Source organism: Halopiger aswanensis, from assembly GCF_003610195.1.
Lineage (GTDB): Archaea > Halobacteriota > Halobacteria > Halobacteriales > Natrialbaceae > Halopiger > Halopiger aswanensis.
Window position 1 is genome coordinate 194669 of the sequence record NZ_RAPO01000002.1, and the last position, 13320, is coordinate 207988.

Below are 13320 nucleotides of genomic sequence, written 5' to 3' on the forward strand. Positions count from 1 at the left end.
AGTACTTTCGTAATCGATTCTACCTTACATTTGACGGCCACCAGACAGCCGAAAGACAGGTATTGGACGACGGTAAAGTCCGATACGACACCGTCGTGGTATCGACGGTTTGCTGGTCGATACCACCGAATGGTCGGAAAGTCTTAAATAGTCTGGTGACATTTGCACAGGTATGTCAGAGGCACAATCAATCACCGGCGAACAGGGCATCGCACGCGAACTTACCGCATTCCAGACGAATATCCTCGTCATCCTCGCCAAGGAGCCGATGTACGGCCTGGCGATCAAGCGAGAACTCGAGGAGTACTACGGGACCGAGGTCAACCACGGTCGTCTCTACCCGAACCTCGACGAGCTCGTCGAGCTCGGCTTGGTCGAGAAGAGCGAACTCGACAAGCGAACGAACCAGTACTCGCTGACCGACGACGGCTACGAGGCCGTCCTCGACGGCGTCCGCTGGACGCTCTCGAAGGTCGTCACGGGCGAGGATCGCGCGGACGAGATCCGCGAGATCGTCGACGAGAGTCTCGAGAACTAACGATCGACGGCGGCGATTCGACGACCACCAGCGACGAATCGCGAGTGCAACCGAACGCGGCTACGGGTCGAATTCGGGCATCGGCTCGCCGGCCGTTTCGTACACGAGCGCGATCGATTCGTCGATTACCTCCCGCTGTTCTTCTGACGGCCACGCGTTGCGGACGTAGTAGTCGGTCCGAAACTCCCGGAGTTCCGACCCTGTGAGCGATTCGATCGGCTTCGCGTAGTGATTCCCGACGAAATCGGCCAAAATGTCGGCGTTAGCGCCGTGAGCGTCGCCGTATTCCTCGCGAACTGCAGCGGCGAGCTCGCGGTTGTGCGCGTCGACGTCGTCCCAGTCGTCCGGATCGCCGGTCCCCTCGAGCGGAATCTCGACGGCCCGCGAGAGGTCGTCGATCCGGTCGGTTCTGATAACGCCCGCCTCGTCGTCGTGCCACTCCTCGGGGTGGAGCACGAGCGTCGCGTCGTCTTCCTCGCGGATCCGCGAGGTGAAGTCGTGATCTGCGAGCAGGTCGTCGCGTCGCTCGGCGTACGCTTCGGCCTCGTTGTCGTCGACCGCCGCTCGCTCGAGGTGAGCGAGGCGTTCGGCTTCGTCGACGACGTCGTCGGGGAGTTCTTCGGACGCCGTCTCGGCGCCGATGCCCGCGTCGGTTTCTACGTCCGTCTCGTCTGCGGCTCCGTTCGAGTCGCTCGTCGGCATAGGTATACGTCGCGATTAGCGCCAGGCCCCTATCACGGCGTCGCCTCGGGCTGTGGCGCAGCCCGACGCTTAGCCGGTGACCACCTCAGACGCGGTCGACGACGACCCCGTCGGCCATCCGCGCGAGGACGACGTACGGAACGGTCGCCCGTCGACCGCTCGAGTCCAGATCGACCGTGACGCCGGTGTCAGCGTCGATCTCCTCCCCGTCTCCCTCGAGGCCCGCAACCTGCTCGTAGAACTCGCGGGCGATATCGCGAGCGACCGCCTCGTCGTCGGCGTCGTCGACCTTGTTGACCAGCGGAACGACGGCTGCGCCGTCGGGCACGTCCTTCAGTCCGCCCTCCTCACTGGCGAGGACGGCCGCGACGTGCGCCGGTTCGATGACGTCCCCGACCTCGAGCGCGAGGCCCGCGTCGCCGGCAACGGCCGCGACTCGTTCCGGACGGTGGACGACCTCATCCGTAAGCCGCTCGCCGACGACGTGGGCGCTGGCGATCGGGACGACGACGTCCGTGGCCGACGGGAGCTGGGGCTCGCGGTCGTTCGGCGCCTTGAACTCGCGCATGCGGGCTCCGTCGGCCTTGATCAACACCGGCCCGTCGTGGGCCTCGATGAGCCGGTCGACGGCCGCGGTGTCGTAACCGAGGTAGCGCGATTCACCCTCCTGCTCGGGCACGAGGCCGAGCGGGAAGTCCGCCGGTTCGGCCGACCGAAGCGCCTCGAGGGGTGACTCGGTTACGGCGACGCGGCTCACGGACGAGTCGAAGATCGGAATGCGAACCGACGCGGTGACGACGGCCCGCTCGAGTTGCTCGGCGAGGGTGTACAGCGTGGTCTTCTTGCCGCCGGCGCCGACGACGGCGACTGCGGCGGTCGGATCGGAACGGATCCGTCCCTGCTTCCGTCCGTCTTCGTCCTCCCCATCCTCGTCCTCAACGGCGACGCAGAGGGCCTCGGCTGGCGTCATTACGCCCGCGTTCGCCGCCGATGACCGTCAGCCTATCGAACTATCGAACCGTCGAACTACCGGACCGAGAGATCCGAGCCGCCGCTGGCCTCGCTAAACTCGAGTTCCAACTCGAGTTCGCGCTCGCGCTGGGCCGTGAACTCGATCTCGACCTCGATCGGATCGCGGTACTCGAAGGGGATCTCCCAGTCGTCGCCCGTAATCGTCACCCGGGTGTCGGACTCGAGTTGGTCGGCGAGGTCGCGGAGGAAAGCGGCGGTTTCCGTCCGCGAGAGGTACACTTCCCGCTCGAAGAACCCGTCCGTGATCGTGCGCCGGTCGCGGTCCCGATCCTCGGGGATGTTGACCCGATCAGACATGGTATACGGTATCACGGTCGGCGGCATAAACCTGCACCAACGTACAGGAACTCGTGTAGGTACGCGGTCCGTACCGGCGAAATCCTTCTTTGGGCGGCCCACAAAGAGGCCGGCATGTCGCTCACCCTCATCGAGGCGCTGGGCAACGGCACGCGCCTCGAGATTCTCCGCGAACTCTCCCGGGAACCGAAGTACGTCACCGAACTCGCGGAGGCGACCGGCATGGACGGGAAGACGGCCGTTCACCACCTCTCGACGCTCGAGGAGGCCGGGCTGGTCGACCACTACATGCGTGGCAACCGGAAGTACTACGAACTGACCGCGGCCATCGAGTTGCAGATCGCACCGCCGCCCGAGCGGACGTTCGTCCTGCAGGCCGACGACGTCGATGGGGACGCGACGAATCACTAACTCGAGTCGTCGGTTCGGGGCGTGCTCGAGCGCGTTTCTCGCGGGAGAACTGTCCCGGCCGGATGACTGTCGGCGCGATCGGACCGAGCATTTAGAGTCGGCCGCGTAGTGAAGACTGATAGCATATGCCATCGAACGACCGAATTCCCGTCACCGTCGTCAGCGGCTACCTCGGCGCGGGGAAGACGACGCTACTCAACCACGTGCTGTCGAATCCGGGGGACCGACGGATCGCGGTGATCGTCAACGACATGGGCGAGGTCAACGTCGACGCGGATCTCATCGAACGGGCCAACGACGACGAGGGTGTCATCGACCTCTCGAACGGGTGCATCTGCTGTCGGCTGCAGGACGACCTCCTCGCGGAAGCGGCTCGACTCGCGGAGAGCCGCACGTTCGACTACCTGCTGGTCGAGTCCTCGGGGATCAGCGAACCGATCCCCGTCGCGCAGGTGTTCACCGAGGGGACCGAGGAAAGCGACGTCGACCCGACGCGCCTGTTTCGGCTGGATACGATGGTGACCGTCCTCGATACGTACGGGTTCTGGAAGGAGTTCGACGCCGGCGCGGAGCTACCCGAGGGCGCGCAGCCGGACGCCGACCGGCCGCTGAGCGACGTCCTCGTCGAGGGGATCGAGTTCTGCGACGTCCTCCTCCTGAACAAGACCGATATGATCCCCGACGACGTTCTCGAGGAGATCGAAGCGGTCGTCGAGCAACTCCAGCCGCGGGCGAACCGGCTCCGAACGACCTACTCCGAGGTTGATCCGGACGTCATCCTCGATACCGGCCGATTCGACTTCGAGGCGGCGACGCGCTCGCAGGGGTGGAAACGACACTTGCGCGGCGAGGGACACGATCACGGCACCGAATCCGGCGAGCACGACGCCGCGCGAGCGGCCGCCGACCGCCACGACGTCTCGTCGTTCGTCTTCCGCGCCGACCGACCGTTCCATCCCGAGCGGCTCGCCGACTGGCTCGAGGAGTGGGACGGCTCGATCGTCCGCGCCAAGGGCGTCTGTTACGTCGCGAACCGCGAGGAGGTGATCGGCGTCAGTCAGGCGGGACCGTCCGTCAGCGCCGGTCCGATCGGCGAGTGGCGGCCGGAGGACGACCGCGGGACGCAGTTGGTGTTCATCGGCCGAGAGATGGACGAGGAGCGGATTCGCGACGAACTCGAGGCGTGCCTCCTCGAGGATAACGAATCGGCTGCCGCGGACGCAGCCGATGCGGCGGACGCCGCCGATCCGTTTCCGCTGTAGCCGTTCGCCCTAGGACTCGAGTTGCTCGCTGAGTTCCTCCCACGACTCGTGAAAGCCGTGGGTCGACCGGTCCGCCGTCCGATCCGGGAGGGCGTTCTGATAGACGTCGTCGTACTCGAGCAGCCCCGTCCAGCCGTCGTGGTGGGTGTAGCTACAGTACTGACACATGGGATCGGCTACGTCGGGCGACGGGATATCCGTTTCTCCGGTCGCGGTTTCGGTTGTCCTCCGCAGCGCTCGAGCCTTCCGGTCTCGACTGCAGCGCCGGACAGTCGCGCGACGGCTGGGGATCGAACGGGCGGCCCAGACGAGCCGGAGTCGGAAGAGCTATACCCTCGCGGTAGAGCGACGGGCGTATGCATCAACGAGGGGGCTACGTTCAGAGCGCAACCGACACGGTCGACCGAGAGTGCGACCACTGCGAGTGGTACGGGGTCGCGAGTTCCTACCCGACGCTGATCAAGCAGTATCAGGATCACCTTCGCGACGAACATCCCAAGGTCTGGCTGCGAAGCTGACGCGCGGCTCGCTTGCCGCCCGCACTGCGGATCGCTCCGAGCGGTCGGTTCGACTGTTCTGTGTTCCACATATCACTCGAGGAGCAATACGGCCGCTCTCGAGGGGGATATCGTCAATTACGTTAGCAGAACGCCGCAATTCTCATGGTGACGGTCACCCCATGAACACTCGTGGCTATCTGGAACCGTCTCATCTCCGCCGTCGGCGGGCGGCGACTGATCGTCGCGCTCGGAGCGGTGTATATCGCGCTCGCCGTCGGACGGGCTGTCGTGCGCACGACAGCGGGGACGCCGCTGGGGAACGTCCTCGTTATCTCGCTGCTCGTCGCCGGTCCCGGATTCGTGCTCCTCTATTTCGGCTATCGCTTGCCCGCGTTCGATATCCACGCCGAATTTTACGCCGCTATCGCGGCGTGGTGTCTCGCCGGATTCGGGGCGATGGGGACCGTCCTCGTCGTATACAGTCTCCAGCCCGGCGAAATCGTCGACGATTTCTCGACGATCCTCATCCTGACGGCGCTCGGCAGCGTCGCCGGTCTGGCCGTCGGGCTCCACGACGCGGAGGCCAAAACGCGAACCCGCGAACTCGAGCACCGAAACGAGGAACTCCAGGTGACGCAATCGGAACTCGAGGAGACGGTCGACGAACTCGAGACGGCCAACGAGCGGCTGGCGACCTCGAACGAGCAACTCGAACACTACCGGGAGTACACCGATCACGTGCTAAACGCCATCCACGACATCTTCTACGTCCTCGAAAAAGACGGCACGCTACAGCGCTGGAACGAGAGCCTCTGCGAAGTGACGGGCTATTCGGACGCGGAAGTCGCGTCGATGAACGCCGTCGAATTCATCGACGGGGACGATCGCGATCTGATCGAGGACGCGATCGCGAGCGGGTTCGAAACCGGGAGTACTCAACTCGAAGCGGAACTGCGGACCAAAGACGGCGAGTCGATCCCCTACGAGTTCGCGGCCTCGACGCTCGAGACGCCCGAGGGCGAGGTGGTGCTGGCGGGGATCGGCCGCGACATCTCGGAACGGACCGAGCGTCAACGGGAACTCGAGCGGCGGGCGCGACAACAGCAGGTCGTGGCCGACCTCGGGCAGCTCGCCCTCGAGACCGACGATCTCGACGAACTCATGCGCGAAGCGTCCCGGCAGGTGGCGACCGTCCTCGACAACGAGTACTGCAAGGTGCTGGACCTCGACGCGAGACGCGACGAACTCCTGCTTCGCCAGGGCGTCGGGTGGACCGACGGGATCGCCGGCGAGGCGACGGTCTCCGCCGTCGAGGCGGACTCGCAGGCCGCCTACACCCTCGAGAACGATCACCCGATCGTCGTCGAGGATCTCGAGACGGAAGCGCGGTTCGGCGGCCCCGCGTTGCTCCGAGACCACGACGTTCGCAGCGGTATCAGTACCATCATCGGCCCGTCCGACGAACCGTGGGGAATCCTGGGAACCCACGGCACGGAGCGCAAAACGTTCACCGACGAAGACGTGAATTTCGTCCAGAGCGTCGCCAACGTTCTCGCCGAAGCGATCGAGCGCCAGCAGTACCAGACGGAACTCGAGGCGCTGGTCGCCGATCTCGAGGCGTCGAACGAACGCTTAGAGCAGTTCGCCTACGCAGCCTCCCACGACCTCCAGGAGCCCCTGCGGATGGTCTCGAGCTACCTGCGACTGATCGAGAACCGGTACGGCGACGAGTTGGACGCGGACGGGGAGGAGTTCCTCGCGTTCGCGGTCGACGGCGCCGACCGCATGCGCGAGATGATCGACGGCCTGCTCCAGTACTCCCGCGTCGAGACCGGCGGCGACGAGTTCGAACCGGTCGATCTAAACGAGGTACTCGCGGACGTTCGCGACAACCTCCGCGTGACGATCGAGGAATCGGACGCCGAGATCACCGCTGAGCGGCTCCCTCGCGTCGAGGGCGACCGAGGACAGCTACAGCAGATCTTCCAGAACGTGCTCGCCAACGCGATCCAGTACAGCGGCGACGAACCGCCGCGGGTCCACGTCTCCGCCGAACAGTCCGGCAGTCGGTGGACGGTCTCGATCGCGGACGAGGGGATCGGCATCGATCCCGAGGATCAGGATCGCATCTTCGACGTCTTTCAGCGGCTCCACAGCCGCGACACTCACCCCGGAACCGGAATCGGACTCGCCCTGTGCGAGCGCATCGTCGAACGCCACGGCGGCGAGATCTGGGTCGAGTCCGAACCGGGCGCGGGAACGACCGTCTCGTTTACGCTGCCGACGGTCGACGAGCAGGACCCCGAACGCACGTCGGAACTGCGCTCGGGCGGCCCTCCCGTCGATCGTAACTGAGTCCCAGATTACTGACTACGGCTCGAGCAGGACCTTGGTGACGCCCTCTTCGCGCTCGTCGAATTTCTCGTACATCTCCGGGGCCTGGTCGAGATCGACGCGATGGGAGACGACCCAACTGGGGTCCGCGCGACCCTCGATGATCATGTCGCGCAGCTCTCGGTTGTACTCCTTGACGTTACACTGCCCGGTGCCGACCTTCAGCCCCTTCTCGAAGAGTTTCCCGAAGTCGATACCGAGTCGGCCCTGGGCCGCCATCTCGTCGGGTGCGCCGGGGTCGGAGGGGACGTACAGCCCCGGAACACCCAACTCGCCGGTCGGACGAACGGTCTGGATCAACTGATTCAGCACGATCGCGGGATTCTCCCGCGCCGGATCGTAGGCGTCGTCGCTCGGATCCGTTTCCGGGTCGATCGCCTGATAGCCGACGGCGTCGACGCCGTTGTCGACCCCGCCGCCGTGTGCGTCTTTGATCTGCTCGACGGGATCGCTGTCTTCGAAGTTGATAGCGTGAGCGTCGCAGTGGTCCTCGGCTAGCTCGAGGCGACTCGGCACGCGATCGACGACGTAGATCTCCGAGGCGCCCTGCAGCTTGGCGCTGTAGGCGGCCATCAGACCGACGGGGCCGGCCCCGAAGATCGCGATCGACTCGCCGGGCTGGAGGTTTGCGAGCCGAGTGCCGTGCCACCCCGTCGGGAAGATGTCCGCGAGGAGCACGAAGGAGTCCTCGTGTTCGTTCCCCTCCGGCAGTTTCAGCGCGTTGAAATCGGCGAACGGAACGCGGAGTTTCTCGGCCTGTCCGCCCTTGTACGGGCCCATCGCGACGTAGCCGTACGCGCCGCCGGCGAAGCCGGGATTGACGTTGGTACAGAAGCCGGTATAGCCGTTCTCGCAGTTCCGGCAGAAGCCACAGGCCACGTTAAAGGGCATCACGACCCGGTCGCCCTCCTCGAGCGAGGTGACGGCCTCGCCGGTTTCGATGACGGTCCCCATGTTTTCGTGGCCGAAGACGATCCCCGGATCGGCCGAGGTCCGGCCCTCGTACATGTGCAGATCCGAGCCGCAGATCGCCGTGGTCGTGATATCGACGATGATATCGTTCTCGTGTTCGATTTCGGGTTCGTCGACCTCTTCGATCGCTACATCGTGCGGTCCCTGATAAACGACGGCATTCATTGACATGTGGTATCGAACCTCAGTACACGGACCACAACCACCGTTGTAAACCTTCCTGGTAACAACGTTCACCGCGGAATATCGGCAGTAAATCCTGCTGAACGGGCGTGAATGGAAATTTATCTGTCCGGAACTGACACGGGTAGCATTTTCATAGCCGGTGTTTATGGCCTGTTGGCCTGTGGGCCCCTTCAACATGGTCGACTCAGTTCCGCTCGAGACGGCGAAAGACGTGATCGACGCGGCCGAGCAGCGGGCAGACGAGATCGACAACCCCATGGTCATCACGGTCGCGAACGCCGAGGGGAACCTCGTCGCGCAACACCGGATGGACGGGGCGTGGCTCGCGTCGGTCGATATCTCGCGCGACAAGGCCTACACGGCGGCTGCCCTGGATATGCCGACGGACGAACTGGCCGAGCCGACCAAACCGGGCGAATCGCTGTACGGCCTGCAGAATACCAACCAGGGGCGGATGGTGATCTTCGGCGGCGGCTACCCCTTAAAGCGGGATGGCGACGTCGTCGGCGCGATCGGCGTCAGCGGCGGGGAAGTCACGCAGGATATGGACGTCGCGGAGTCGGGCGTCGATAGGTTCGACGACCTCGCCGAGTAATGGCGACGACCTGACTCGAGTCTGCCGTCCATCGATCCGTCGATCCGCCACTCTCGGTGGCAGTTACTAGCGGGTTTCCGTACGGATACTCGATGCCGACCATCCCTTCTCTCGAGTACGGCGCGTGAAAAATAATCGCCGATCGACGGCGGACGGGAGACGACGTCAGTCGCTGGTAGTTTCGTTGCCGTCTACCTCCGCGGTTTCGTTGTCCTCCGATTCCACGGTTTCGTTGCCGTCTACCTCCGCCGTCTCGTTGCCGGTCGCTTCTACGGTTTCGTTGCCGTCCCCCGTCGCTGTCTCGTTCCCATCAACTGTCGCCGTCTCGTTGCCGCTCGTCTCCGCCGTTTCCGTCTCGCTCGACTCCATTCCGCCGGATTGGCCCCCGACGGAGATTTCGCCGACCGCCTCGAGTTGCGACTGATCGAGGTAGATCGCCATGTTCTCCTCGGCGACGAACTCGACGGTCTGGGTTGCGCCCTCTTCGGCGGTGAAGTCCGATCGGACGTAGGTGTTCCAGTCGGTCGTCTCGCCGTTGCTGGCGATCGCGAGGTTGTGTCCGGGCAGCGGCTCGTAACTCCGATTCTCCGCTTCCGGCTGGTGGCGCCCGATCGCGTTCTCCCACTCGATCGCGTACGTTTCGCCCGCCTCGAGGTCGAGCGTCGGGTTCGTCGCGTCGGCGATCGCGTCCGGTTCGACGCCGACCCACTGGCCTTCCTCGAGGCGCATCGAGTAGGTTTCGGTCGGCTCGCCGGGGTCGACCGCCGACAGCGTGACCGTTACCTCCGCGTCCTCGCCGTCGATCTCGACCGTCTCGGAGACGCGTTCGTAGCCATAGGTCCAGACCTCGAGATCGTACTCCCCGTCCTCGAGCATGTCGAAGCGGGCGATGGAGGGCGCTTCCTCCTGTTGGCCTTCGCCGTCGCCGTCCCCCCCTTCGCCATCACCTGGTTCCGCCTCTTCTGACTCTTCGCCCTGTCCGTCCTCCGTGAACGGGTCCGGCCGGGCTGCGAGGTTGGAAAAGGAGTGCATATCGTCGAGGTAGACCTCGGCGCCGAGGGGGTCGCCGTTCTCGTCTTCGACGTGGACGACGAGTTCGTTGGTGTCCTCGGGATCGATCAGTTCGATCGGCCCCCGCATCTGGGCCGGGTGGGGCATGCAGAAGTACTCGTCCATCTCCTCCGTCGCGGTGAACTCGAGGGACGTGAACTCGCCCTGCTCGGTGACGGTTTCCGTAGCCTCGAGTACCTCGACGTCCTCGGCGACGGCGCTGCCGGCACAGATGTTGAAGTTGTGCATCGAGCCGTCGCCGTTGACCCAGACGACTTCGTGCGTTTCGCCCTCGACCAGTCGGAGCGGGGGATTGGATTGGCCGTCGATCTCGTGCGGTGTGACGCCGAGCCAGCCGCCGACGATGCCGGTCAGCGTGAACGTTCTGGCGGCCTCGTCGTTCTGTGCGACGGGCATCCGGAAGTCGAAGGCGTCACGATAGGCGCCGGCTTCGCCGCTGATCGCGGCCGTGCTCGCGAGCGCCGCCGTGCCCTTCAGCACGCCGCGGCGCGAGAGGTTCTCGCCTGACTGTTGTTCGTTCGTCATAGATATCGTGTGTCGCGTGTGGTTGGTTCGTGTCAGTTGGTCGTTCGTGTCGGTCGATCTCGATCAGGCGTCCATCGAGAACACGGCGAGCGTGTCGCCGCGAGTTCCTTGCCGGAGCCAGCCGCTGCCGCCGACCTGCACGGCGACGTACTGTTTCTCCTCGCCGGGGTCGTACCAGCTCATGGGGGAGGCGCTGATCGGGACGTCGAACTCGTACTCCCAGAGGCGGTCGCCGGTCTCGCCGTCGTAGGCGACGAGAACGCCGTTCTGGGTGCCGTTGAACACCAGTCCCGTCGCGGTCGACATCGAGCCGCCCCACATGTAGAACTCGTCTTCGCTCTCGATCCAGTCGCGCCAGACGCGCTCGCCGGTCGACGGGTCGACCGCCGCGAAGGCGGTAATGTTGCCGTTCCACTCGTCGGGGAACTCGCTGGCCGGATCGTCCAGGCCGCCGCCCCAGTAGGGGTTGCCCTCGCTGTACTCCTCGTAGCGCCAGTACAGATCCTGCGGGAAGTTCTGGTGGACGACGTAGACGTACCCCGTTTCGGGGTTGTACGACGGCGGCTGCCAGTCGTTGCCGCCCGGCGCGCCGGGGACGAACGGGATCCGCTCGTCGGAACTGATGTGGGGGATCATCTCCCACATATTGATGTGCTGGCAAATCTCCTCGCTGCGCTCGTAGAGCTGGCCCGACTCGGCGTCCATCATGTACACCCAGCCGGTCTTGTCCGAGCCGACGACCATCTCGGTCTCCTCGCCGTCGACCTCCACGTCCCGCAGCAGCACCCGCGGCGCGACCGCGTCGTAGTCCCAGACGTCGTGGGGACTGGACTGGAAGCCCCACTGGAACTCGCCGCTCTCTAAGTCGAGCGAGATCGTTCCGCAGGTGGGGAAGTTCGGTCCCGGCCGCACCGTCCCGTCGAAGTCGGGGCCGGGGTTCGCGACCGCCGTGTAGAGGACGCCGCGCTCCTCGTCGATCGTCGGCGTCATCCAGGTCGTTCCGCAGCCGTGCTCGCGGCTCGCGCCGATCCACTCGTCCTCTAACAGCGAGTCGGTCTTCCAGAGCATCTCGCCGCTCTCGGCGTCGATCGCCGCGACGAAACCGAGGACGCCGTACTCGCCGCCGGCGCTGCCCGTATAGATCGTGCCGTCGTGGATCACCGGCGCCCACGTCGCCGAGTAGCCGAGTTCGTGATCGGCGGTGCTCGTGTACCACTCTTCCTCGCCGGTGTAGCGGTTCAAGGCGATGACGCCCGAGTCGAGGGTCGTCATGTATACCTTGTCGCCGAGCACGGCGGCGCCGCGGTTGTTGTCGTCACAGCAGAGTTCGACGCCGACCGGCGGCGCGTAGGTGTAGCTCCAGAGAACCTCCCCCTCGCGGGGGTCGATCGCCTTCATGTGGTTCGGCCCGTTGGTCTGGTACATCACCGGCGGGTCGCCCGGAACCACGATCGGCGTCCCCTCCATGCTCGAGCCGGTCCCGACCGACATCTCGTACTCGAGCTCGAGGTCGGAGACGTTGTCGGGCGTGATGACGTCGGCGGTCGTGACCCGTTGCTGTTCGTAGTTGCCGCCGTACATCAGCCAGGCTTCGGGCGTCTCGCCCGACCCGCTCAGCATCTCCTGGTCGACGTCGACCTCGGGAATGCGGTCGGTGTCGTGTTGTTGCGTGATCGATTCCTCCGGTCCGCCAACCAGCGTATAGCCGTCTTCGATCTCCTTCAGTTCGATCTCTCGTGCGGCCTGAACGGCCCTGTCGTTGCGGAGTGCCATGTGGATCACCTCGTCTCCTCTCGCAGTTCGCTCGGTGCGCGCATCTCGTCCGTGATGTAGAAGACGTCGTGTAACACGTCCTCCTGCTCGACGATCTGGATCGCGGCGCCGGCGGTGAACGCGGCCACCAGCCCCTCGTCCGTGAACGCGTCCGTCTCGTCGTCCGCGAGATCGAGAGCGGCCGTCGCCGTGACGTAGATACCGCCCAGCATCCCCTTGACGTGACGGACGGCGTCGTCGAGGATCTCGTCCGTTACCAGCGGCTCGTACTGCCAGAGGTGGCGGTCGAGCCCGTCGATCCAGAGCAGGGCGCCGCCCATCGCGCGCCGGTGCAGCGGCGGGACGTTCGAGGTGTCGTACTCGACGCCCTCGGGGATCTGATTCGAGGGGACCCACCGCGAGAGCCGTTCGTCGTTGTTCGCTACCGCCGTCAGCAGTGCGATCTTCTCGTCCTCGTCGAACCCGGCCTCGCCGAGGGCCGCGCCCAGCGACTCGGTTCGGACCAGTTCCCGCGTCGTTGCGGTGATATACTCCGGCTCGAATCGGAGCGCGTGCTCCTCGAGGCTCTCGAAGAAGCCGACCTCGAGCAAGTGGTCGTAGAGTCGCCAGCCCGGTTCCGCGATCTCGGTGTACGGGCCGTCCGTCCCGTCCGGAATGCCGACCTCGCGGACGTCCGGCAAGCGGTCGATCGCCTCGACGAGGCGTTCGCGCTCTCGCTCGATCAGGTCGGGATCGAGTTTGCCGTCGAGGGCTGCCCGGATCGCCTCGCCTCTCGAGGCGAACGCCGGCTCGGTCGTCGGTTCGATCGCGCCGGCGAGTCGACCCCACGTTAACTCCCCGTCTCCGTCGCCAGTGTCGTCGACACCGAGCGTCTCCGCGAGATCTCGTCGATCCGCGACGGTCGCGTTCGGTGCCGTGGTTATCTGTGCCATGGTGTCACCACACACGCCCCCTCATCATGGTGCCGAATAATCATTATTGAAATATTCCAATACGATAGTCGACGTCTAAATTAGTTTCTAACAGGCCTAAACGAGCCGCGATCTGGTTAACATTCGCTGA

14 protein-coding genes are annotated in these 13320 nt (G+C 65.0%); 6 read left to right on the forward strand and 8 right to left on the reverse strand.

What is annotated here, in order from left to right; translation table 11 throughout:
* Positions 1 to 172 precede the first annotated feature (172 nt).
* Positions 173 to 538: a PadR family transcriptional regulator gene (locus ATJ93_RS08095; protein ID WP_013878400.1), complete on the forward strand. Its 366-nt coding sequence runs from the start codon at positions 173 to 175 to the stop codon at positions 536 to 538.
* Positions 539 to 598: 60 nt separating this feature from the next.
* Here the strand turns inward: ATJ93_RS08095 and ATJ93_RS08100 are convergent, their stop codons facing one another.
* The 3 genes from ATJ93_RS08100 to ATJ93_RS08110 form a co-directional block, all read right to left on the reverse strand.
* Complete coding sequence (locus ATJ93_RS08100; RefSeq protein WP_120244168.1) at positions 599 to 1240, reverse strand: DUF7108 family protein; 642 nt, start codon at positions 1238 to 1240, stop codon at positions 599 to 601.
* 85 nt (positions 1241 to 1325) lie between these two features.
* Positions 1326 to 2210 (reverse strand): selenium cofactor biosynthesis protein YqeC, encoded by an 885-nt coding sequence (gene yqeC, locus ATJ93_RS08105; RefSeq protein ID WP_120244169.1) that lies wholly within the window; start codon positions 2208 to 2210, stop codon positions 1326 to 1328.
* A gap of 56 nt (positions 2211 to 2266) precedes the next feature.
* Entirely contained in the window at positions 2267 to 2569 is a 303-nt protein-coding gene (locus ATJ93_RS08110) for an amphi-Trp domain-containing protein (RefSeq protein ID WP_120244170.1), read from the reverse strand.
* Positions 2570 to 2683: 114 nt separating this feature from the next.
* On the opposite strand from ATJ93_RS08110, the gene ATJ93_RS08115 reads away from it, so the two are divergent.
* On the forward strand, positions 2684 to 2980 hold the full coding sequence (locus ATJ93_RS08115) for an ArsR/SmtB family transcription factor (RefSeq protein WP_120244171.1): 297 nt from the start codon (positions 2684 to 2686) through the stop codon (positions 2978 to 2980).
* Positions 2981 to 3105: 125 nt separating this feature from the next.
* Positions 3106 to 4242 (forward strand): CobW family GTP-binding protein, encoded by a 1137-nt coding sequence (locus ATJ93_RS08120; RefSeq protein ID WP_120244172.1) that lies wholly within the window; start codon positions 3106 to 3108, stop codon positions 4240 to 4242.
* Between the two features lie 9 nt (positions 4243 to 4251).
* Here the strand turns inward: ATJ93_RS08120 and ATJ93_RS23585 are convergent, their stop codons facing one another.
* A complete protein-coding gene (locus tag ATJ93_RS23585; protein WP_170155541.1) occupies positions 4252 to 4410 on the reverse strand; it encodes a hypothetical protein in 159 nt (52 codons plus the stop codon).
* A gap of 188 nt (positions 4411 to 4598) precedes the next feature.
* Between ATJ93_RS23585 and ATJ93_RS23590 the strand changes: the two genes are divergently transcribed.
* Both ATJ93_RS23590 and ATJ93_RS08125 read left to right on the forward strand, forming a co-directional pair.
* Positions 4599 to 4760 carry a hypothetical protein gene (locus ATJ93_RS23590; RefSeq protein ID WP_170155542.1) on the forward strand — a complete coding sequence of 54 codons (162 nt, stop codon included), beginning with the start codon at positions 4599 to 4601 and terminating at the stop codon, positions 4758 to 4760.
* 171 nt (positions 4761 to 4931) lie between these two features.
* Positions 4932 to 7097: an ATP-binding protein gene (locus tag ATJ93_RS08125; RefSeq protein WP_120244173.1), complete on the forward strand. Its 2166-nt coding sequence runs from the start codon at positions 4932 to 4934 to the stop codon at positions 7095 to 7097.
* A 15-nt stretch (positions 7098 to 7112) separates the two neighbouring features.
* On the opposite strand, the gene ATJ93_RS08130 is transcribed toward ATJ93_RS08125, so the two are convergent.
* Entirely contained in the window at positions 7113 to 8273 is a 1161-nt protein-coding gene (locus ATJ93_RS08130) for a glutathione-independent formaldehyde dehydrogenase (RefSeq protein WP_120244174.1), read from the reverse strand.
* 196 nt (positions 8274 to 8469) lie between these two features.
* On the opposite strand from ATJ93_RS08130, the gene ATJ93_RS08135 reads away from it, so the two are divergent.
* Positions 8470 to 8889, forward strand: a complete 420-nt coding sequence (locus ATJ93_RS08135) for a GlcG/HbpS family heme-binding protein (RefSeq protein ID WP_120244175.1) — start codon at positions 8470 to 8472, stop codon at positions 8887 to 8889.
* Between the two features lie 165 nt (positions 8890 to 9054).
* On the opposite strand, the gene ATJ93_RS08140 is transcribed toward ATJ93_RS08135, so the two are convergent.
* The 3 genes from ATJ93_RS08140 to ATJ93_RS08150 all read right to left on the reverse strand — a co-directional run bounded on the left by ATJ93_RS08140 (position 9055) and on the right by ATJ93_RS08150 (position 13190).
* Entirely contained in the window at positions 9055 to 10485 is a 1431-nt protein-coding gene (locus tag ATJ93_RS08140) for a plastocyanin/azurin family copper-binding protein (RefSeq protein ID WP_120244176.1), read from the reverse strand.
* Between the two features lie 63 nt (positions 10486 to 10548).
* Complete coding sequence (locus tag ATJ93_RS08145) at positions 10549 to 12258, reverse strand: pyrroloquinoline quinone-dependent dehydrogenase (RefSeq protein WP_120244177.1); 1710 nt, start codon at positions 12256 to 12258, stop codon at positions 10549 to 10551.
* Between the two features lie 5 nt (positions 12259 to 12263).
* Positions 12264 to 13190, reverse strand: coding sequence for a hypothetical protein (locus tag ATJ93_RS08150; protein ID WP_120244178.1), 927 nt, complete (start codon positions 13188 to 13190; stop codon positions 12264 to 12266).
* Positions 13191 to 13320 lie beyond the last annotated feature (130 nt).